This window comes from Pedobacter vanadiisoli (genome assembly GCF_042684385.1).
Taxonomy (GTDB): domain Bacteria; phylum Bacteroidota; class Bacteroidia; order Sphingobacteriales; family Sphingobacteriaceae; genus Pedobacter; species Pedobacter vanadiisoli.
The window spans coordinates 416,658-436,993 of record NZ_JBHULL010000008.1; the positions used below are offsets into that span (position 1 = coordinate 416,658).

The following is a 20,336-nucleotide window of genomic DNA, read 5'->3' on the forward strand; positions in this document are numbered from 1 at the left end:
TTCATTATTCTTCTTGTGGTTTTTATAGCTGCGGTCGAAATTGCAGACGCAGTAAAGTTATTGTACAGGTAAAAAACAGGAAAATTTCTTGCTGAAGAGCACCAGCTGATGAAAGCATCTCTTGAGCTGATTTAATTAATGAAGGAAACCATTTTGGATTGCAAACCTGATCAGCGCAGCTGTATTTTTAGACCCGGTTTTATCTATCAGCGCTTGTCTGTGCCCTTCAACAGTCCGTTTGCTTAGAAAAAGCTTATCGGCCATTTCGTTGTTGGTATAACCTTCTGCAATAAGGTTGAGCACTTCCATTTCCCTTAGTGAGAAATCGATTTGCATGTTCTGTTCTTCGGCTTGTCTTGATGCATTTTTAATGAGTTGCCCCAATAGTTTTTGAGATAATTCAGCACAAAGGTATTGCCCTCCCTTTGAAACCCATTTAAGTGCAAAGGAAAGCTCATCTTCTCCAATACTTTTTAGTAAATAACCCGATGCCCCTTCCATAAAAGCCTGAGCTACATATTTTTCATTATCCAGCATGGAGAGTATAATTACATGCACCTGTGGTTTCAAAAAATTGAGTTCTTTTGTCAGACTGATACCATTCATTTCCGGCATATTGATGTCAGCAAGTACGATATCTCCGTCGCCACCATTTTCAAAGTAGGAGAGTACTTCAAGACCATTAGCTGCTTCAGCAACTACTGAAATTTCTGGCTGCGACTCAAGTAGTATCTTAATGCCATTGCGTACAATAACATGGTCTTCTGCGAGTATGATTTTCAATTTCTATTATTTAGGTTAAAAAATATTTAGCTTCATCTTTATTTATCATGGAAAAACTTCATTAAAATCTGAAAAGTTAAAAGATAACCTAAACTTTGCACCGGCCTGGTTATAGATGTTAAGTTCTCCGTTCAGCATCGATACCCTGTTTTTGATTCCCCTGAGCCCCGAACCTTTGCGCAAGGCTAAATCAATATCTTCTTCAAAACCTTTTCCATTATCTGAAAACACTATACTGGCTAAGTTATTTTCAAGGCATACTGTAATTTGAACTTCACTTGCTGCTGCATGTTTTATGCTATTGTTCAATAATTCCTGTATAATCCGGAATATATAGAGTTGCACATTGGCAGGTAAATTATCGGCGTTATGATTTATTTTACAGCTGATTTTGAAGGTCTCGTGGCTAAGCCGTTCTGCCATTTCTTTTATACCTGCGGTAAAGCCAAAATCTTTAAGGATAGAGGGAGTGAGCTCATAAGAGATCGCCCTGATCTCCCTGATAACTTCGTCAATTAAAATGGTAATATGATTAAGTTCTTCTTGCTGGTATTCCACTTTTTTTAAACGATGGAAATTAAAGCGGATGCCATAAAGCAATTGGCAAATGCTATCGTGAAGAGCAGCACTGATTTTATTTCTCTCCTTTTCCTGGGCATTGATTGAAGCCTGGATTAAAAGCCGTTGCTGCTCACTTTTATCTTCATATTCTTTTGCAATTGAACGTTTCCTTTCCGAAATATCCAGTAAAATACCCGTGAAATAATGCTCCCCTTCATTTGAAATAACCTCTTTGCCTTTAACCAGGATGGTTACCTGCTCATTCTTTTGGGTTCGCAAACCTAACTCCAGGTCTACTTCCCTTGAACAATCGTTTATTTTACAGATAGAATATACTTTTTGGTGGTCTTGCGGTACAATCAGCTTTAAAAGTGCTTCAGTAGTATTATTAAACTCCTGGTGGTTAATTAGTAATATATTTTTACTGAATTCATCGAGGAAAACCCGATTTTGCTTTGGCCAGATTCCCCAGGTACCCATAAGTGATGCCTTAAGTATTTGATTTAACCTTTCGGTTGTATCTTTAAGGCTTTGGGCTACATTTTTAGATTCCGTAATGTCGGTTAAGGTAATGTAATAATCTATTTGCTCTGTACCAGGATTTTTTATTGCCGTGCCACCAACCTGAACAAAAAGTACCTTTTCTTCTCTTGTTTTTAATCTTGTTTCATAGCGGTCTCTTCCGTCTGAATATTTAATCTTTTTTATAAATTCATAAAAATCTTCCCGTGCATCCGGTAATAACCAGTAAGGAAAATGCCTGCCTTTAACCTCCCATTTTTGTTGCCCGAGTAATTCAGAAGCAACGTGATTGAGTTCTTTAACAACGCATTGATCATCTAATATGAAATAACTGATCGGAGCAGAATCAAAAAAATCAACGAATCTGGAATGCTCCATTTCTGTAGTCTTGTAAGATGCCTTAAGCTCATCCTTTTGCATCTCCAGTTCAAGCTCGTGGATTTCCAGCTCATTTAATAAGGCTGCAATTTCTCCGGTCCCCCTTTGGTCGTCAGATTCATGCTGTTTAACCGATAATTGTTCTGCCCTTAAACGGAGTGCTGTTAAAATTGCTTCTTTCGAGATTTTACTCAGTCCTTTTCTTCGTGTTTTTTTTAGCCTCAAAATCAAAACATTATTAATAATAATCCTATTGAGTGTGACTCAATTTTATTTCCTGTTTTTTCGAATGGCGTTAAAATGCTGATGCAGTGTTGGACCTGGTAGCAATGCGAGGGCCTATTCCAGCTAAAAGACTTATATGCCAGTTATAACAACTTCAAGAGAAAAAAGTTCTGTTCATTATTTATTTCTTTACCAGTGGTACTGTAAAGCCAGGAACGGGGTATTTACAACAGGCCATTTTTATTACCCGCTATGGCTTATCGAATAACGCTTAAGCTGTTTCTTGAGCATAATTCTAGCCTGGTGGATATGCGTTTTAATAGTGCCCAGGGGCAGATCCAGTTCTTCTGCAATTTCACAATATTTATAACCCTCAAAATGCCTGATAAAAGGAATTTTATACTGATTGGGTAACTTTGAAAGTGCCTTATTAATATCGTCCATTAACAGCTTGTTCTCTGCTGCATTATATTCGGCGCTATGGTTGAGGCTTGAATCGTTAATTTCCTCCTCATTGCTTATTATGGATTTTCTCCTGCTGTCGCTTCTGTACTGGTTAACAAAGGTATTACGCATAATTACAAACAACCAGCCCTTCAGATTGGTGCCTTCCTGAAATTTATGAAAGAAACGAATGGCCTTTACCAGGGTATCCTGCACAAGATCATTTGCATCATCCAGGTCTTTGGTAAATTGCATAGCGTGCATTTGTAAAGAGCTTGAATTAATAATGACGAGTTTACTGAATTCTGTTCTGTTCATAAGTTTAGATTTAGGGTGATGAGGTAAATATTTTGTATTTATGTTTTCATGTGTCTTGTTTATTTATGGCAATTAATTTATTGTTTTTGCTTTGGTGACAGTTTTTCGCTGAAACATTAATGCGATTACAAATGCATTTGATCTTAATATCATATTATCATTTATATTCCTATTAATTACAACTTTATGGAGTATTGGTTTAGGCTTTTTACATTTAGGGTATTTATATCATTCCCCGTATTTATACGTGCCATGCGCTACAGTATAGTTATTTACCGGGCACCAAATCAGGACATCTACCAGCTTCAGTGCCTGGTGATTTTTTTGTCTTAAAAAGATCGTCAGGATCATAATTGCAAACTTTTAACCATTCGGGATGGTTTTTACAGCAGGAGGACTCCAATATGAAATCGAAAAAAGCAGAAGCGGTAATTCCTGAGCAGGAAAAAGGTAGCCAGATGGATGTGGTGGAGGAGAGGGTGGCGTCAGATGAAATAGCTGCGAAAAAGTGTTTCGAGTTAGCGAGCGATCGTTTATTGGCTGTAAACAGCTGGGGAGAAATTTCGGGCATGTCTGCATTTGTATTATTTGATGCGGGCGGATCTAAAGTTGCCCGCAAAGCTGAAAAAGGAGATTATATCCGCATTGATATTCCTGGTCCGGAGCCTTCATCAGGAGCAGGCTATGATTGGGTTAAAATCGAGGAAATCGTATCTCAAAACAAAGCAGACGAACAATTTTTGGCCATGCGGGTCAGACCAGCCGAATTTCCCTTATCAGATGAAGGAGTTGCAGCACATTTCTTACAAGATGAGGCGACTTCCACTTTCCTGATCAGGAGAAAAGGCGCTATAATAACAGCCGAAGAACACGGTAGAAATGAACTGCCTAATATTTCAGAAGGTAAGTTGTTAGATAGGGGGCGTAATCTTATTGTGGGCCTGGCTGCTAAATTCGGACTTTCTTACCCACAATGGAAAATGCTGGTAAAAGGCCTTTTGGATGGGTATTCAGCCTGAGTCAAAAAAAGATAGATCAGGTAATAATTAGGTGATTGGCTGTAACTTAAACATTAGGGCTGAATTTCGAAAGTGCCAGGTAAACCAATAGTACAGTTATGATCATCAGCATTAAAAAGAAGCCATCTGCTTTTAGTTTACCCATATCTTTTCTTCTAAGATCTCTTACCATGTCATTTATCTTTTTAGAGAAAGTTATCAGAATGACGAAAGCGAATATGTACATGAAATTTAGATTAACCTTGTTGCAAATGACCGGTAACATAAAAGCGCAAATCAAAACCTGCCATGGTTATGACAATCCAATTAATCATAAAGATATTGTTTTATTTCCAATATGGCAATGAGGAGGTGTAGACCTGAAAACAAAAACCAGATCACATGAGCAAATTTCATCTGCAGAAATCCCTACGTGAATGAGGTTATTTGAAATAATGTATTGAAATTGAAATAAAAAAGGCCGCTCTTTTTGGAGCAGCCCTGTAATTTTTGGAATAAATTCCGGTTATGTAGCCCGTAGGGGAATCGAACCCCTGTTTCCAGAATGAAAATCTGGCGTCCTCACCCCTAGACGAACGGGCCATAATCTTAGTTTTGACTTTGGAGCTGTTAGTTTGGAGTAACTCCCAACTAAAAACTCTCAACTCCCAACTGAATTGGTAGCGGGGACACGACTCGAACGTGCGACCTTCGGGTTATGAGCCCGACGAGCTACCAACTGCTCCACCCCGCATTCTATACAATTCGTTTTTATCTTGAATTAAATCCTTAACGCTGTTTCCGAATTGGAATGCAAAGATATAATTCGTTTCTTTGTACTGCAAATTTTTTTTAAAAAATATTTTAATGGCGCATAAAGCAGGTTTTGTTAGTATAATAGGTAAACCAAATGTAGGTAAATCTACCCTCATGAATGTGCTTGTAGGCGAGCGGCTTAGTATTATAACCCCTAAGGCGCAAACCACGAGGCACCGTATTTTGGGTATTGTGAATGAAGAAGAATATCAGATCGTTTTCTCTGATACACCAGGTATAATTAAGCCAAAATACAGTTTACAAGAAAGTATGATGAGCTTTGTTAACGGATCTTTAACCGATGCCGACGTACTTTTGTTTGTAACTGACATTAATGAGGAGCACGATGAAGATGACGTTCTGGAGAAAATCCTGAACCATAATATTCCAACAATTGTCTTAATTAATAAGATCGATCAGGCTACGCAAGAGCAGGTGGATGCGAAAATTGCTTACTGGAACGAAAAATTAAATCCGGTTGCCATTTACGCTATTTCTGCACTACATAAGCATAATGTTAATGGTTTGCTTGACCGTGTTTTGGAAATGTTGCCTGAGCATCCGCCATACTATGATAAGGAAGATTTAACCGACCGTTCTGAGCGTTTCTTTGTTTCTGAAATTGTACGTGAAAAGATATTTTTAAACTACCAGAAAGAAATTCCTTACAGTACAGAGGTTATTGTAAAGAGTTTTAAAGAAGAGCCGCTTAAAAACGGTAAGGGTTTAATGGTGCGCATCAGTGCCGAAGTGGTGGTGGAGCGCGATTCGCAGAAAAATATCCTGATTGGTACCGGTGGCAGCATGTTAAAGAAAGTAGGTACAGAAGCCAGGCTCGAAATCGAGAAGTTTTTAGATACCAGGGTATTCCTCGAATTGTTTGTTAAGGTTATTCCCGATTGGAGAAGTAAAAAGAACTACTTAAAAAGTTTCGGATACGATAATTAATTTCGATTTTTAAGGATGAAGAAAAGCATAACCATCTTTTTGTTGTTTTTGAGTGCGGTTGTTGCCGCCCAGGAATCAAACAATGGTAAAAGATTGTGGGCTAAATCAATCCTGAATGAAAAAGCACCAGACCTGGTTGTGGAGAAATGGATTTCAAAACAGCCCGATACCAAAGGAAAATTTGTACTGATCGATTTTTGGGCAACCTGGTGTGGGCCTTGCCGGGCTTATATTCCGACCTTGAACGACCTTCAGAAAAAATATGCGGATAAACTGGCTATTATCGGGCTTTCTGATGAGACTGCAGAAAAAGTAGAAGCTTTTGATAATCCAAAGATCGACTATTTCGAAGCCATAGATACTAAGGGAGTAGTAAAAGACTCGCTTCAGGTTAAGGGCATTCCGCATGCTATCCTTATCGATCCGAAAGGAATTGTAAGGTGGGAGGGCTTCCCGTTATTGCAGGGAAACCAATTAACCGAAGAAGTAATAAAAGGACTTTTAGAAAAGTATAAAAATTAATATTAATAGAGGTTACGAAAAATAACCGTACCTTTGCAGCCCGAAATAAATCGGTTAGTAGTTGATAGTCAATGGCTGATAGCCAATTAGTTTGAGCAGCTTGCCTGAACACCACGACCATTAACTATAGCCATTAACTATCAAAAGAACACCCATGAGTAATATTATAGCTATCGTAGGCAGGCCGAACGTAGGTAAGAGTACCCTTTTTAATAGATTAACAGAAAGCCGTAAGGCCATTGTAGATGACATGAGCGGTGTAACCCGCGACAGGCACTATGGTGTGGGCGAGTGGATTGATAAACAATTTACTGTAATCGATACCGGTGGTTATGTAGCCAACTCTGAAGATGTTTATGAAGCTGCTATCCGCGAACAGGTAATGATTGCCATAGAAGAGGCTACTGTATTGATCTTTATGGTAGATGTAACAACAGGCATTACCGATTTAGATGACGATATTGCTCAGGTATTGCGCAGAAGTAATAAACCAGTTTTTGTTTGCGCAAATAAAGTGGATAATACCGCTTTGTATAACGAAATACATACTTTTTATGGTTTCGGATTAGGTGAGGTATACCCTTTATCGTCAATGACAGGCTCCGGAACGGGCGAATTACTGGACGAGATTGTTAAAAATTTCGAAGATATCCAGGAAGAAGAAAACCAGTTGCCTAAAATTACCATTGCTGGGCGTCCGAATGTAGGTAAATCTTCCCTGGTTAATGCATTGATTGGTAAAGAACGTAATATTGTTACCGCAAATGCCGGTACAACCCGCGATTCTATTAAAATCCACTATAATCAATTCGGTCACGAATTTATGCTGATTGATACTGCCGGATTACGTAAAAAAACCAAGGTTAAAGAAAACCTGGAGTTTTATTCCGTAATGCGTACCATTAAAGCTTTAGAAGAAGCCGATGTTGTGGTATTAATGATCGATGCGGTAGAAGGGATTGAAAGTCAGGATATCAATATTTTCCACCTGGCCGAGAAGAACAAAAAAGGTATTGTAATCCTGGTAAACAAATGGGATCTGATCGAAAAAAATACACAAACGATGAAAGCTTTCGAAGATGAGATTCAGGAGCGTATCCGTCCGTTTACCGATGTGCCGATCATTTTCACCTCCGTACTAAACAAACAGCGTATCTTTAAAGCTGTTGAAGCGGCTTTGGATGTTTACAAAAACCGTAGTAAGAAAATTCCTACATCTAAATTAAATGATGTAATGTTGCCGCTGATCGATAAATTCCCGCCACCGGCATTAAAAGGAAAACATATTAAGATTAAATACATCACGCAGATTAACGGAACTTCGCCAATGTTTGCCTTTTTCTGCAACTTGCCACAGTACATCAAAGATCCATATAAACGTTTCCTGGAGAATAAATTAAGGGAAAACTTCGATTTTTCCGGTGCTCCTATCCAGATTTATTTCAGGCAAAAATAGGTTAGGTGTGAAGGAGTTAAAGGAGGAAGGTTTAAGGTAGGGATACTCAACAATTAAAACAGGGTTGTTTCTTAAAAGAAACAGCCCTGTTTTGTTTTTTGTTATTCTAAACGCAGTGAAGAATCATTTAATTACTGGCAATACGCCTTTGTTCGCTGAGATTTGTAATCTCGGCATGCTGTTTCTGTGGATTTGAAATCCACGAAAGACTAAATTCCAAATCCCCAATCAACGGGGAGATAAAATTTACCCTTACCTTTGTTTATGCAGTTACAAGTTCTAAACAGCGAGGCGGCTGATATCGATATCATTTTCGGGTTTTATGACATGGCTATTGCCTATCAAAAGAAAGTATTTAACAAACACTGGCAAGGCTTTGGCCGGGAAATGGTGCAGGCCGAAATCGATGAAAACCGCCAATATAAAATTCTTGTTGATGGGGTAGTAGCCTGTGTATTTGCCGTTACGTTTAACGATCCGTTAATTTGGGGAGTGCGCGATCAGGATGCGATTTATATTCACAGAATTGTAACCCATCCCGAATTCCGGGGTTATGCTTTTGTAAAGGAAATTATCAAATGGGCAAAAGATTACGCCATGAAGAAGGGTCTTAAATTTATCAGAATGGACACCTGGGCAGATAATAAAAAACTGCTCGAATATTATACAGGTTGTGGCTTTGATTATGTTGGGCTAGTAACCATGGATAGAACCAACGGGCTACCTAAGCACTATGAAGGAATCAGTTTAAGTCTGTTTGAGATCGCACTATAAAGACCAAAAATCTGTTCGGCCCTTTATTTCTCCCTCAAAAGCTTTAGTGTATGATCTAAAGATTCACGATTGCCCCATGCATCGTGCCCTGTAATAACAAATTTGGTGTCTGGATATTTCTGCTTTAACTTTTCGATGCTTTTTGGCCATGCGGCTAAATCTGCCTCTCCAACATAGCCCAGGTTATCAGCTTCAGTGCTTTTAATCAGGCAGCCGCCAAATAAAACTTTGTCTTTTGGAAACCACACTACCAAATTGTCTTTTGTATGCCCCTTGCCGGCATAATAGGTGTTTATTTTATACTGTCCTACTGTAAAAGTGGTATCGTTGGTAAAAGCATAAGCGGCTCGTGGTTCCTTGTTGGTTTTCAATATCTCATCGGTTAATTTACTGGTATATGTTTTTATACCCTTGCTTTTAAAAAATGCTAAGCCTCCTGCACGGTCGCCATGCGAATGTGTGGCAATGGCCAGCACCACTTTTTGGTGGTGTTTGGCCTGTATACTATCTAAAAATGGCTGGAATTGTGTGCTATCCCAAGGGGCATCGATTACGGCAACACCTTTATTGGTAACCAGATACACGGCATTTGCATCCGTTAAGGTACCTTTATAGGTGTTGTATGTGGTATAGGTATATAGATTGCCGGTTAAATGTTTGATTTTTAATTTTGGATTTTGTCCAAAAGAAACAAATGCAGATAGACAAAATAAAAAGGAAAAAAGGTGACGCATAGGGTAAATTTTAATAATCGATTCAAGAAAGGTAAATGCTTTCAATGCAAACGGATGCAATTGATTTAAATTACTTCAATTCAATTTTCCAGCTTAACATGTCATCAACCTCCTCAATATGGATAAAGTTGTTTTTTTCTAAAACAGAATAAGAAGCCACGTTATCTTTGGTTGTAGCGGCAAAAACCGATTTCACCTTGGGTTGTTCCCTGGCCCATGCTATCAATCTTCCCACGGCCTCAGTCATAAAACCTTTACCCCTGAATTCCTCATAAGTGCCATAACCTATTTCGATTTCTCCGTTTGGATCAGGCTCCCCAACAAAGCAGATATCACCTACCATTCTATGGTCGGGTTTAGATATAATTGTCCATAAAGTATGGTAGAGATAATCCTTGTCCTTGTCAAAAACGTTAGGTAAAATCGTTTGTTCCAAAGCATCTCTAAGAGAAGGAGAAATGTTTTTCTTGGTTGGCAAAAGGCCAAACTCCTGTTCTAAAGAATGGTCATCTTTAATATATTTTAAAAGCTGATCATGTGTTAACGGTCTTAAAATGAGGCGTTCTGTTTCTATCATGCTCGGGTTTCTTGGTTAGGCCAATATAAAGCTTTGGGTTTTTAATAAACAAAATTTTATAATAAGCTTTTATTAAAAAAAACGGAGTTTTCAGATTTTTTCAAAACGCCTGACCTAATCAATAAACCTTTATTACCTGGCCTGTTACAATGCCCAATACACTTTTCTCATAAGCTTTAACTACTTTCTCCATGGTAACGGGAATTTCACCTGGAAAGGCATCGAAATAAGCCGGTGAATCTTCGACCACGTTAGGGCTGATAACGTTTATGCGTATCCCATTTTCGAGTTCCGGAGCAGCAGCCAGAGCAAATGCATTTAAACCACCGTTTATGGCACTCAGTGCTGCACCTGCAGCAACAGGATGTTCGGCCAGTATACCAGAAGTTAATGTGAATGAGCCCCCTTTATTAATGTAATGCTGACCGATAAGCACAAGATTAACCTGGCCCAATAATTTATCCAGCAGGCCATCCTTAAATACTTCTCCTGTCATCTTACTTGCGGGCACAAAAGGACCTTTTCCGCTGGTACTGATCAGGGCATCGAAAGTGCCAATCTGCTCGAACATATTTTTAATGGATGCTTCATTGGTAATATCTGCCTGAACATCGCCTTTGGTATTTCCTACACGGATTATCTCGTGTTTTTGTGCAAAAGCTTCAGCCACCCTTTTGCCCAGTGTGCCTGTTGCACCTACAATTATTATTTTCATCTAGACCTGTTTAAATGTATAAAAACTAATTTAGTATCGGGTTAAACAGTTGTGCTTATTGAAATGTTTTTATAAAGTCAATCCCTCAATATCATTTCAGCTTCAAGGTCGGCAATCAACAGATCGATATGCGATTGCATTACATTTGGCATGCAGATAATATGCGAATGCCCTTGTTCTGCGGCTAGTTGCCATTTTTTACAGATCGTTGCAGATGGGGTTGGGAAATTTACAGTAATGGCATCCTGATTTCGCCAGGCAGCAATACCGATCTCTTTAAGTTTCATTTCGGTATAAGCTGCAGTTGCTAAGCTGTGCATGGCCCTGCTTTTTAAACCTGGTATCCCCAAACGTTTAATGGTGTGCCATAAAAATAAAGGACTATGGCCATTTCTCGATCCGGTAATGGTAGTATCAACACTGCCAATATAGGCTACCGAACGGGCAATCCTGTCGCGGTTCGATTTTTTAGCAACTACTACTCCGCAAGGCATTGGCGAGCCAAAAAATTTGTGGCCGCTAATGGCAATGCTGTCTGCGCCATCTTCAAAATCAAATGCTGGTCTTGGTTCAATTAATGCACTGTAGGTACCGGAAAGCGCCGCATCAGCATGGATATAATAATGTTGAATGGCTAGTTTTTTTAATATAGCTTTAATCCTAGCCACATCATCACGGGCTTCGGTCATGGTAGTGCCAATATTGGCCATAATGATTACGGGCATATGGCGGTTCATCCTGATGGTATATTCCAAATCTTCATAATCGATTTCGCCATTTTCCTGTGTACGGATTACGATGTTGCCCATATTGAGCAAATGCAGGTTTTTTTGTACACTGTAATGGGTGGCCTCAGAATAATAAACCATTGCTTTTGGATGCAGTTCGCGGGCAAGGTACAGTCCGTAAAGATTACCTTCTGAGCCGCCGTTGGTTACATAGCCCCACCAGTTATCTTTAGGGGCACGAAACAGTTCGGCAAAAAATTGTACTACTTCTTTTTCCAGCTCACGCGATCCAACGCCGTATGTGGAAGCCACAAAAGGATCGCCCAGATTGTTCATCGGGTATTTTAAGAAATCATACAGGGTTTGATAATCGAAGTCTTTAGAAACGGGATAACCAAGAAACAATCCCGTTTGCTCCTTAACTTTTTCTAACAAATGGTCTAAAACCTCCTGATCTTCTGCCTGTAATCTGTTTGTTTCCATAAAAATATGATTTACAGGCAAAGTTAATGGTTCGGAATATAATTTTTATTTTTTTGACTGAATAAGAATATTATGCTGTTTTTGTGTTGATTTTAAAAATATAATTATATTTAACATAGCTTCTTTAAACCTGGTAAAGTATAAAATATGGCTATTGCAGGTTAAGCAATGCCTGCCTTACGGTATTGTCGGTTTGGTTTGCGGCCTTATAATAACCAACATCGCCTAAATAATACCTGCAAAGCAACGCTTTTAAATCATTTAAGATTACGTTTTTGGCATTGTATAATTGAAAACGGTCAATCGGCACATTTTTGCGCTGAAGGAAACCGATAAAATCTTTAAAATCGTTATCGTTTATGGTGAAGATGTTGATGTTCTGTTCTACAAAACTGGCGCTGTATTTTGCGGTCAATACATTAAAAACATAGTCAGAAAGCACTTTTTTACTCACCAGGTTGCTGTAGAATTTATTATAGCCATTGGTGTCTAACTTAACAAAGATATCAGGCTGGATGCCCCCCAGCGGTTTAATTTTTTTGCCGGGCTGGATATTTACACCTTCTGTTTTCTCTATAGAATCCTGAAATGAAGTACGGTCGCCGGTTAGTTCCCCATCCATCATGCGTTCATCCAGTTCATGTTTATAGGCATCATAACCTTTTTTGTAAGATTTCTGGATACTCCGGCCCGATGGGGTATAATACCGGGCAATGGTTAAGTTAAGTGCAGAGCCGTCGCCAAAGGCAAATTGTTCTTGCACCAGGCCCTTTCCAAAAGAACGGCGGCCAACAATTATTCCCCTTCCTAGGTCTTGGATAGCCCCAGCTACGATTTCGCTTGCAGAAGCTGTATTTTCATTGATCAAAACGGCAAGTTTTCCATTTTGGAATGTACCTGCACCTGTCGAAAAATAATCAGTACGTGGTTCGTGTTTACCCTGTGTATAAACAATCAGCTTATTTTCAGGTAAAAATTGGTCGGCCAATCCTGTTGCTGCGGTAAAATAGCCGCCACCATTATCGCGAAGATCGAGGATGAGTTTTTTCATTCCCTTGGCTTTAAGGCTGTTGGCTGCTACAGAGAAATCGTTATCAGTATTGGCTCCAAACTTACTAATGCGCACATAACCCGTTTCATTATTGATCATATAGGCAGCATCAATGCTGCTGATGTTTACTTTTCCACGGGTAACCATAATACGGTTACTTTGTGTAGCTCCCGGGTGTAAGAGTACCACACTCACCCCGGTTCCGGCTTTGCCTTTAAAACGCCCCGTTAACTGATCTTTTGGTAAGTTTCTGCCACTTACCGTTGCAGTATCAATACTTAAAATTTTGTCTCCAAGTTTTATGCCTGCCTGGTAAGCGGGCCCATCTTTTACCACGCTGGTAACCATCATGGTATCGTTAAGCATGTAGTATTCTATACCTACACCCTCAAAGTTTCCTTCCAGGTTGTCAGACATGTCTTGCGCATCGGTTGGAGGCAAATAAACACTATGCGGATCAAGCTGGTGTAAAACGCTGTCGATAGGTAAGTTTTGAAGCGAATCAGTATTGATGTCATCAACATAATTGCCGTTGATGATGTGTAAGATTTCGTTTAATTTTTCGTCGCTATTACTGCTGGCCAGCTGAGTACTTTTTTTAACGCCAAAGCCCTGATCTTTAATGAATTTTATACCCAAAAACATCCCGGCTATTAAGATTACAGAATAGCTTACAGCGATCAGTATATTGGTACGGGTATTTTTTTTCATCAGCGTTATTGCAAATTTATGAAAATTAGCGGGTTGATGTATTTTATAATTGCATTTAAGTGTCTTTTGTTTATAATATTTTAACAAAAATTAACGTCAGGGAAACGTTACTTGGTTGCTTGAAGTGATATTTTTGTTTTTTTAACGTAGTTTTTAGAAAGAATTTACCGAATTTTATCAAAATTAAATTTATGAATAGAGTTACCGAGCAAGAATCTAACTATGACCACATTGATCAGATGTCGGTATTAGAAATTTTGCAGGGCATTAATAACGAAGATAAAACCGTGGCATTTGCCGTCGAAAAATCTTTGCCGCAGATCGAAAAATTAACGTCTGCTGTTGCCGAGCGAATGAAAAAAGGCGGTCGTCTTTTTTATATCGGCGCCGGTACCAGTGGTCGTTTGGGTGTAGTAGATGCTTCAGAATGCCCGCCTACTTATGGAGTTCCTTTTGATTGGGTAGTAGGAATTATTGCCGGCGGAGACACTGCCATCAGGAGAGCGGTAGAATTTGCTGAAGATGATGCCGAACAGGCCTGGAAAGATCTTCAGGAATTTAATATCAATGAAAAAGATTGTTTAGTGGGGTTGGCAGCCTCAGGCACTACTCCATATGTAATCGGCGGATTAAACACGGCACGTAAGCATGGTATTTTAACAGGCTGTATTGTTTGTAATACCGGTGGGCCAATAGCTGCTGAATCTGATTTCCCGGTGGAAGTAGTAGTTGGGCCAGAGTTTGTTACCGGATCTACCCGTATGAAATCGGGTACAGCACAGAAAATGGTGTTAAACATGTTAAGCACTACGGTTATGGTTCAGCTGGGGCGCGTAGTTGGTAATAAAATGGTTGATATGCAGTTAACCAACCATAAACTGGTAGACCGTGGAACGCAAATGGTTGCCGATGAACTGAATATTGCCTATGATGAAGCCGCCATACTACTAAACCGTTACGGAAGTGTACGGAAAGCAGTAGAAGCAGGACATTAAGAAATAAGAGGAGAATAGTATGATTGAATGAAAGATAGAGTGATGCGGTGCAGAAATGACCTAACATTATTCATTCAAAATTCAATCCTTCAATAATTAAAATATGCACGAGATAGAGCCTTATTACCAGTGGAGAGATGATTATATTTCGGCAGAAGATGAACGTTCGCCGTTTTATAATACCGAATATTCAGAGCTTTATTTCGATAAGCAGATTTATAATTTTTTATTGCACCCGCAATGGGATGAGTTTGGTTCCAATACACTTTACATAAAAGTGTTATATGCCGATTACGACCGTGGTTATACCATTATAGAGTTTATTGGCGAATGGAACGATGCCATTAATAACGATATCATGCTGCTGAAACGCGATATTTTAGAGCTCATGATGGATGAAGGCATTAATAAATTTATCCTGATCGGTGAAAATGTGCTGAATTTTCATGCCTCTGATGACAGTTATTATGAAGAATGGTTTCAGGAAGTAGAAGATGGCTGGATTGTTGGGGTGAATTTTCAGGAACACGTTATCGCTGAATTTCGCGATAATAATATCGATTATTACATTAACTTTGGCGGTGCGTTTGATAGCCTGCCATGGCGCACTTTGAAACCCCTGCAGGTTTTTAAAAAAGTTGAAGAACTACTGACAAAAAGACTGAACTAAATATTTATTTTTATATAGTTAAATACACAAATTTAAAATGGAACAACAAAATTATCAATATCAGGACAACAGTGTTTTTGTACAGACTAGGCCTGAATCTAAACGTTTTTTTGGGAATGTATTTTTATGGATGTTTGTTGCATTGGTAGTTTCTACCGGAGCAGCATATTTTATAGCAAGTACACCAGCCGTAATGAATTATCTTGTAACATCTAATCCTGAAACAGGGAAAGGTGGATTTACCGTGCTCGGTTATATTGCAATATTCGCCCCGCTTGGCTTAGTATTACTATTAGGTGCTGGCATGCAAAGAATGTCATATCAAGCATTAATAGGCGTATTTTTGCTATACTCTGTATTAACTGGGGTAATGCTCAGCTTTATCTTGTTAATTTATTCTTTGCCATCAGTTGTAATATGTTTTGCTGCGGCAGCGGCAATATTTGCTGTGATGGCTATAATGGGATATACGACAGATACAGATTTAAGTAAGTTTGGACCAATATTATTTGCCGGAGTAATTGGTTTGGTAATCATCAGTTTCATCAATTTCTTTTTAGGAAGCTCCACTTTAAGTTACATTATGGGATTTATAGGTGTTGCTGTTTTTACGGCATTAACTGCTTATAAAGTACAGGAACTAAAAAGAATTGGTCAGGGATTAGACGAAAATGGTAATACTTTGGCTGTAAATGAAGGTAAAAAGCTTGCTATTTTAGGCGCTTTATCGCTTTATATCACTTTTATTAATTTGTTTTTGTCGCTATTGCGTATTTTCGGTAGCAGAAGATAACCTCCAAAAACAGAACAATATTCTTAAGGCCGTGCAGTTTTGCATGGCCTTTGTAATTTTATTTGGTTGCAAAGCGATAATTTTTGGAATTGATGTTGCTTTGTTGCATTTTTGTATGCTTATTAAGAAAGACGGAGGGATTAGACCCAACGAAGTCTTAGCAACCTGTAACCTTACAAGGTGCTAAATTCTATTCTGCAAATAGCGGAAACAGATAAGTTTAGGATTACGATTCACGTACCAACTTTTTAAATAAGCCTTTTTTTGAGATTTGAGACAATAGATTTAAAGTAATAGATTTGAGACAATAGATTTGAGATTTGGGACACTGTGTCTATCCATTCTCGTATCTCACATCTAACATCTTATATCAAACATCTCACGTCTCATATCTAACAACAAGAATGAGCATAAGAGAAGAATTAGAGAAACGTATTTTGGTGATTGATGGGGCTATGGGTACCATGATTCAGCGTTATACATTAACCGAAGAAGATTTTAGGGGAGAACGTTTTAAAAATCATCCCTGTGATGTGAAAGGCAATAACGATTTGCTCAACATCACGCGTCCGGATATTATAAAATCCATACACCTGGAGTACCTGGCGGCTGGTGCCGATATTATCGAAACCAATACCTTCAGTACGCAGCGCATTTCCATGGCCGATTACCAGATGGAAGACCTTTCTTACGAACTGAGTTTTGAAGGTGCGCGTGTGGCAAAAGAAGCTGCAGAAGAATTCATGGCCGCAAATCCCGATCGCAAATGTTTTGTCGCGGGTGCCATTGGCCCAACAAACCGTACCCTTTCGATGTCGCCAAACGTAAACGACCCCGGTTTCAGGGCAGTTTATTTTGATGAGCTGGAAGAAGCCTATTACGAGCAGGTACGTGGCCTGGTTGATGGAGGCTCAGATGTTTTATTGATCGAAACCATTTTTGATACTTTAAATGCCAAAGTGGCTATTGTAGCCATTAAAAAATATGAGGAGGTAATTGGCCGTAAACTTGAAATCATGATTTCGGGAACCATTACCGATGCCTCCGGAAGAACACTTTCAGGCCAAACGGCTGAAGCTTTCTTAAACTCTGTAAGGCATGCCAACCCTTTAAGTATCGGTTTTAACTGTGCTTTGGGCGCTAAAGAAATGCGTCCGCATATTGAGGAACTGGCTGCAAAAGCGGGCTGTTATGTATCAGCCTATCCTAACGCCGGTTTGCCAAACGAATTTGGTGCTTACGATGAGCAACCGCATGAAACCGCACACCTGGTTGATGATTTTATTGCCTCTGGATTTGTTAACATTGTGGGTGGCTGCTGTGGTACCACTCCGGAACACATTGGCTGTATTGCTAAAAACGCAAGAAAAGCAGCGCCACGGAAAGTACCGGTTATTGAGCCTTACATGCGTTTAAGTGGATTGGAACCTGTAACCATTACCCCAGATAGTATTTTTGTAAATATTGGTGAAAGAACCAATATTACCGGATCTCCGAAATTCTCAAAACTGATTCTGGGCGGCGATTACGAAGCTGCATTGGCCGTTGCCCTGCAACAGGTTGAAGGTGGTGCACAGGTAATTGATGTGAATATGGATGAAGGGATGCTGGATTCAGAAGCGGCCATGACCAAATTCCTGAACCTGATTGCTTCCGAACCGGATATTGCCAAACTTCCGATCATGGTCGATTCATCGAAATGGTCGGTGATCGAAAATGGCTTAAAATGCCTGCAGGGAAAAGGTATCGTAAACTCCATTTCCTTAAAAGAAGGCGAAGATAAATTCAGAGAAAGTGCCCGTAAAATTATGCAGTATGGAGCTGCGGTAGTGGTAATGGCCTTTGATGAACAGGGGCAGGCAGATAATTACGAACGAAGGATAGAAATCTGTAAGCGCAGTTACGATATCCTGGTAAACGAAATCGGTTTCCCGGCAGAGGATATTATTTTCGACCCGAATATTTTAACGGTGGCCACCGGATTGGAAGAGCACAATAATTACGCGGTTGATTTTATTAATGCAACCCGTTGGATCAAAGAAAACCTGCCATACGCTAAAGTGAGCGGAGGGGTTTCTAACATTTCGTTCTCTTTCAGGGGAAATAATGTGGTGCGCGAAGCCATGCACTCGGCCTTTCTTTATCACGCTATTAAGGCTGGTTTAGATATGGGAATCGTAAATGCAGGGATGTTAGAGGTTTACCAGGAAATTCCACCTGAATTGCTGGAAAGGGTAGAAGACGTGCTCTTAAACCGTAGGGAAGATGCAACTGAACGCCTGGTCGAATATGCCGATACGGTAAAAACCAAAGGCAAAGAAGTGGTTAAAGATGAGGAGTGGCGTAAAGGAACAGTTGAGGAAAGACTATCACATTCATTGGTAAAAGGCCTTGTTGAGTACCTGGATGATGACGTTGAAGAAGCAAGGCAAAAATACGACCGTCCGATACAGGTTATCGAAGGGCCGTTGATGGATGGGATGAACATTGTAGGCGACCTGTTTGGCGCCGGAAAAATGTTCCTTCCGCAAGTGGTAAAATCGGCCAGGGTAATGAAAAAAGCAGTGGCTTACCTGTTGCCTTATATTGAGCAGGAGAAACTGAGCAACCCCGACCAGGATCAGAATTCTTCAGCAGGTAAAGTGTTGATGGCTACAGTGAAAGGCGATGTACATGATATCGGTAAAAATATTGTTGGTGTAGTACTGGCCTGTAACAATTTCGAAATTGTAGATATGGGGGTGATGGTTCCTGCACAGGATATCATCAAAAAGGCAAAAGAAATAAATGCTGATATTATTGGTTTAAGCGGGTTGATTACGCCATCATTGGATGAGATGGTTCACTTCGCCAAAGAAATGGAGCGGGAAGGTTTTACCATTCCATTGATCATCGGTGGAGCAACTACCTCCAGGATCCACGCTGCAGTAAAGGTGGCACCAAATTACTCTGGACCAGCTATTCATGTGCTGGATGCTTCGAGGAGTGTTACGGTTTGCAGCACTTTGATGAATCCCGATACCAGGGATGAATATATTGCAGGCATCCGGGCCGAATATGATAAAGCCCGTGAAGCGCATTTGAATAAACGATCTGATAAACGTTTTAAAACGCTTGAAGAAGCACGGAATAATAAGTTTAAGATTGATTTTCAACCCAGCCTACCTGTTCCCGAATTTACCGGAACAAGGGTTTTCGATAATTATCCCCTGGAAGAACTGGTTCCTTATATCGATTGGACACCATTTTTCCATACCTGGGAGCTGCGTGGAAGTTATCCGAAAATTTTCGACGATAAAAATGTAGGCGACGAAGCAAGGAAACTTTTTGATGATGCACAGGTTTTGCTAAAACGCATCCTCGATGAAAAACTGCTAACCGCAAGGGCTGTAATCGGTTTCTGGCCAGCAAATTCGGTTGAAGACGACATCGAGTTGAGAGTTGAGAGTGCTGAGTTGGGAGACTCCCAACCCCAAACCCCAAACTCCAAACTAGTCAAAATCCACACCCTCCGCCAGCAGGCCGAAAAAGTAGATGGGCAGCCCTATTATGCTTTATCTGATTTTATTGCGCCAAAAGAAAGTGGAATCCAGGATTATTTTGGTGGTTTTGCCTTAACTGCAGGTATTGGGATTGATGAGTTGGTGAATGAATTCGAATCCAATTATGATGATTATAACAGCATCATGGCAAAAGCACTGGCCGATCGTTTGGCAGAGGCTTTTGCAGAACGCATGCACGAACGTGTACGTAAAGAATATTGGGGTTACGCACAGGATGAAAAACTGACTAACCAGGAACTGATCAAGGAAGAGTATGTGGGGATCCGCCCTGCACCGGGTTATCCGGCCTGTCCGGAGCATACTGAAAAAGGGACCTTATTCGAATTACTTGATGCCGAAAATAAAATTGGCCTTCGTTTAACGGAAAGTTATGCCATGTACCCAACTGCTGCGGTAAGCGGATTTTATTTCGCACACCCGGATTCAAGGTATTTCGGATTGGGAAAAATTACCAAAGATCAGATTGAAGACTACTCCATCAGAAAGAATATGCCAATTGAAGAAGTGGAGCGATGGTTAAGTCCGAATTTAGCTTATTAATCCCTTTACTTTGTCATCCTGAGGACAACAA

The 20,336-nt window shown here is 39.8% G+C and carries 18 protein-coding genes, 2 tRNA genes and 1 riboswitch; of the genes, 9 read left to right on the forward strand and 11 right to left on the reverse strand.

Annotated features, from left to right (window positions below):
* Positions 1–135: 135 nt before the first annotated feature.
* The 3 genes from ACFSR6_RS10440 to ACFSR6_RS10450 all read right to left on the reverse strand — a co-directional run bounded on the left by ACFSR6_RS10440 (position 136) and on the right by ACFSR6_RS10450 (position 3,231).
* Positions 136–783: a response regulator transcription factor gene (locus tag ACFSR6_RS10440; RefSeq protein WP_379078422.1), complete on the reverse strand. Its 648-nt coding sequence runs from the start codon at positions 781–783 to the stop codon at positions 136–138.
* 45 nt (positions 784–828) lie between these two features.
* Positions 829–2,469 (reverse strand): PAS domain-containing sensor histidine kinase, encoded by a 1,641-nt coding sequence (locus ACFSR6_RS10445; RefSeq protein ID WP_379078424.1) that lies wholly within the window; start codon positions 2,467–2,469, stop codon positions 829–831.
* Between the two features lie 243 nt (positions 2,470–2,712).
* On the reverse strand, positions 2,713–3,231 hold the full coding sequence (locus ACFSR6_RS10450) for an RNA polymerase sigma factor (RefSeq protein WP_379078426.1): 519 nt from the start codon (positions 3,229–3,231) through the stop codon (positions 2,713–2,715).
* Positions 3,232–3,635: 404 nt separating this feature from the next.
* Here ACFSR6_RS10450 and ACFSR6_RS10455 point away from each other — a divergent pair, with 404 nt between their 5' ends.
* The gene (locus ACFSR6_RS10455) at positions 3,636–4,250 is read left to right on the forward strand and encodes a hypothetical protein (RefSeq protein ID WP_379078428.1); all 615 of its coding nucleotides are present in this window, start codon (positions 3,636–3,638) and stop codon (positions 4,248–4,250) included.
* A gap of 46 nt (positions 4,251–4,296) precedes the next feature.
* Here ACFSR6_RS10455 and ACFSR6_RS10460 read toward each other — a convergent pair whose 3' ends face one another.
* The 3 genes from ACFSR6_RS10460 to ACFSR6_RS10470 form a co-directional block, all read right to left on the reverse strand.
* On the reverse strand, positions 4,297–4,422 hold the full coding sequence (locus tag ACFSR6_RS10460) for a hypothetical protein (RefSeq protein WP_379078430.1): 126 nt from the start codon (positions 4,420–4,422) through the stop codon (positions 4,297–4,299).
* Between the two features lie 338 nt (positions 4,423–4,760).
* Positions 4,761–4,832, reverse strand: a tRNA-Glu gene (locus ACFSR6_RS10465).
* Positions 4,833–4,907: 75 nt separating this feature from the next.
* Positions 4,908–4,983: transfer RNA gene (locus ACFSR6_RS10470), tRNA-Met, on the reverse strand.
* A gap of 113 nt (positions 4,984–5,096) precedes the next feature.
* Between ACFSR6_RS10470 and era the strand changes: the two genes are divergently transcribed.
* The 4 genes from era (at position 5,097) to ACFSR6_RS10490 (ending at position 8,745) form a co-directional block, all read left to right on the forward strand.
* Positions 5,097–5,993 (forward strand): GTPase Era, encoded by an 897-nt coding sequence (gene era, locus ACFSR6_RS10475; RefSeq protein ID WP_379078432.1) that lies wholly within the window; start codon positions 5,097–5,099, stop codon positions 5,991–5,993.
* A gap of 15 nt (positions 5,994–6,008) precedes the next feature.
* Positions 6,009–6,515 carry a TlpA family protein disulfide reductase gene (locus ACFSR6_RS10480; RefSeq protein ID WP_379078434.1) on the forward strand — a complete coding sequence of 169 codons (507 nt, stop codon included), beginning with the start codon at positions 6,009–6,011 and terminating at the stop codon, positions 6,513–6,515.
* A 154-nt stretch (positions 6,516–6,669) separates the two neighbouring features.
* On the forward strand, positions 6,670–7,971 hold the full coding sequence (gene der, locus ACFSR6_RS10485; RefSeq protein ID WP_379078436.1) for a ribosome biogenesis GTPase Der: 1,302 nt from the start codon (positions 6,670–6,672) through the stop codon (positions 7,969–7,971).
* Positions 7,972–8,235: 264 nt separating this feature from the next.
* Positions 8,236–8,745 carry a GNAT family N-acetyltransferase gene (locus ACFSR6_RS10490; protein ID WP_379078438.1) on the forward strand — a complete coding sequence of 170 codons (510 nt, stop codon included), beginning with the start codon at positions 8,236–8,238 and terminating at the stop codon, positions 8,743–8,745.
* 23 nt (positions 8,746–8,768) lie between these two features.
* Here the strand turns inward: ACFSR6_RS10490 and blaB1PEDO are convergent, their stop codons facing one another.
* The 5 genes from blaB1PEDO to ACFSR6_RS10515 form a co-directional block, all read right to left on the reverse strand.
* Positions 8,769–9,479, reverse strand: a complete 711-nt coding sequence (gene blaB1PEDO / locus ACFSR6_RS10495; protein WP_379078440.1) for a PEDO-3 family subclass B1 metallo-beta-lactamase — start codon at positions 9,477–9,479, stop codon at positions 8,769–8,771.
* A 70-nt stretch (positions 9,480–9,549) separates the two neighbouring features.
* On the reverse strand, positions 9,550–10,056 hold the full coding sequence (locus tag ACFSR6_RS10500; protein WP_379078442.1) for a GNAT family N-acetyltransferase: 507 nt from the start codon (positions 10,054–10,056) through the stop codon (positions 9,550–9,552).
* A gap of 118 nt (positions 10,057–10,174) precedes the next feature.
* Positions 10,175–10,771, reverse strand: a complete 597-nt coding sequence (locus ACFSR6_RS10505; RefSeq protein ID WP_379078444.1) for a short chain dehydrogenase — start codon at positions 10,769–10,771, stop codon at positions 10,175–10,177.
* A 77-nt stretch (positions 10,772–10,848) separates the two neighbouring features.
* Positions 10,849–11,982, reverse strand: a complete 1,134-nt coding sequence (locus tag ACFSR6_RS10510) for a histidine decarboxylase (protein ID WP_379078446.1) — start codon at positions 11,980–11,982, stop codon at positions 10,849–10,851.
* Positions 11,983–12,133: 151 nt separating this feature from the next.
* Entirely contained in the window at positions 12,134–13,744 is a 1,611-nt protein-coding gene (locus ACFSR6_RS10515) for a S41 family peptidase (protein ID WP_379078448.1), read from the reverse strand.
* A gap of 191 nt (positions 13,745–13,935) precedes the next feature.
* Here ACFSR6_RS10515 and murQ point away from each other — a divergent pair, with 191 nt between their 5' ends.
* From murQ to metH, 4 genes are all read left to right on the forward strand, one after another.
* Positions 13,936–14,739: an N-acetylmuramic acid 6-phosphate etherase gene (gene murQ, locus ACFSR6_RS10520; protein ID WP_379078450.1), complete on the forward strand. Its 804-nt coding sequence runs from the start codon at positions 13,936–13,938 to the stop codon at positions 14,737–14,739.
* Between the two features lie 103 nt (positions 14,740–14,842).
* On the forward strand, positions 14,843–15,409 hold the full coding sequence (locus ACFSR6_RS10525; protein ID WP_379078452.1) for a hypothetical protein: 567 nt from the start codon (positions 14,843–14,845) through the stop codon (positions 15,407–15,409).
* Positions 15,410–15,446: 37 nt separating this feature from the next.
* Entirely contained in the window at positions 15,447–16,202 is a 756-nt protein-coding gene (locus tag ACFSR6_RS10530; protein ID WP_379078454.1) for a Bax inhibitor-1/YccA family protein, read from the forward strand.
* Positions 16,203–16,318: 116 nt separating this feature from the next.
* Positions 16,319–16,423: riboswitch (SAM riboswitch) on the forward strand.
* Between the two features lie 183 nt (positions 16,424–16,606).
* Positions 16,607–20,305 (forward strand): methionine synthase, encoded by a 3,699-nt coding sequence (gene metH, locus ACFSR6_RS10535; RefSeq protein WP_379078456.1) that lies wholly within the window; start codon positions 16,607–16,609, stop codon positions 20,303–20,305.
* Positions 20,306–20,336: the final 31 nt, after the last annotated feature.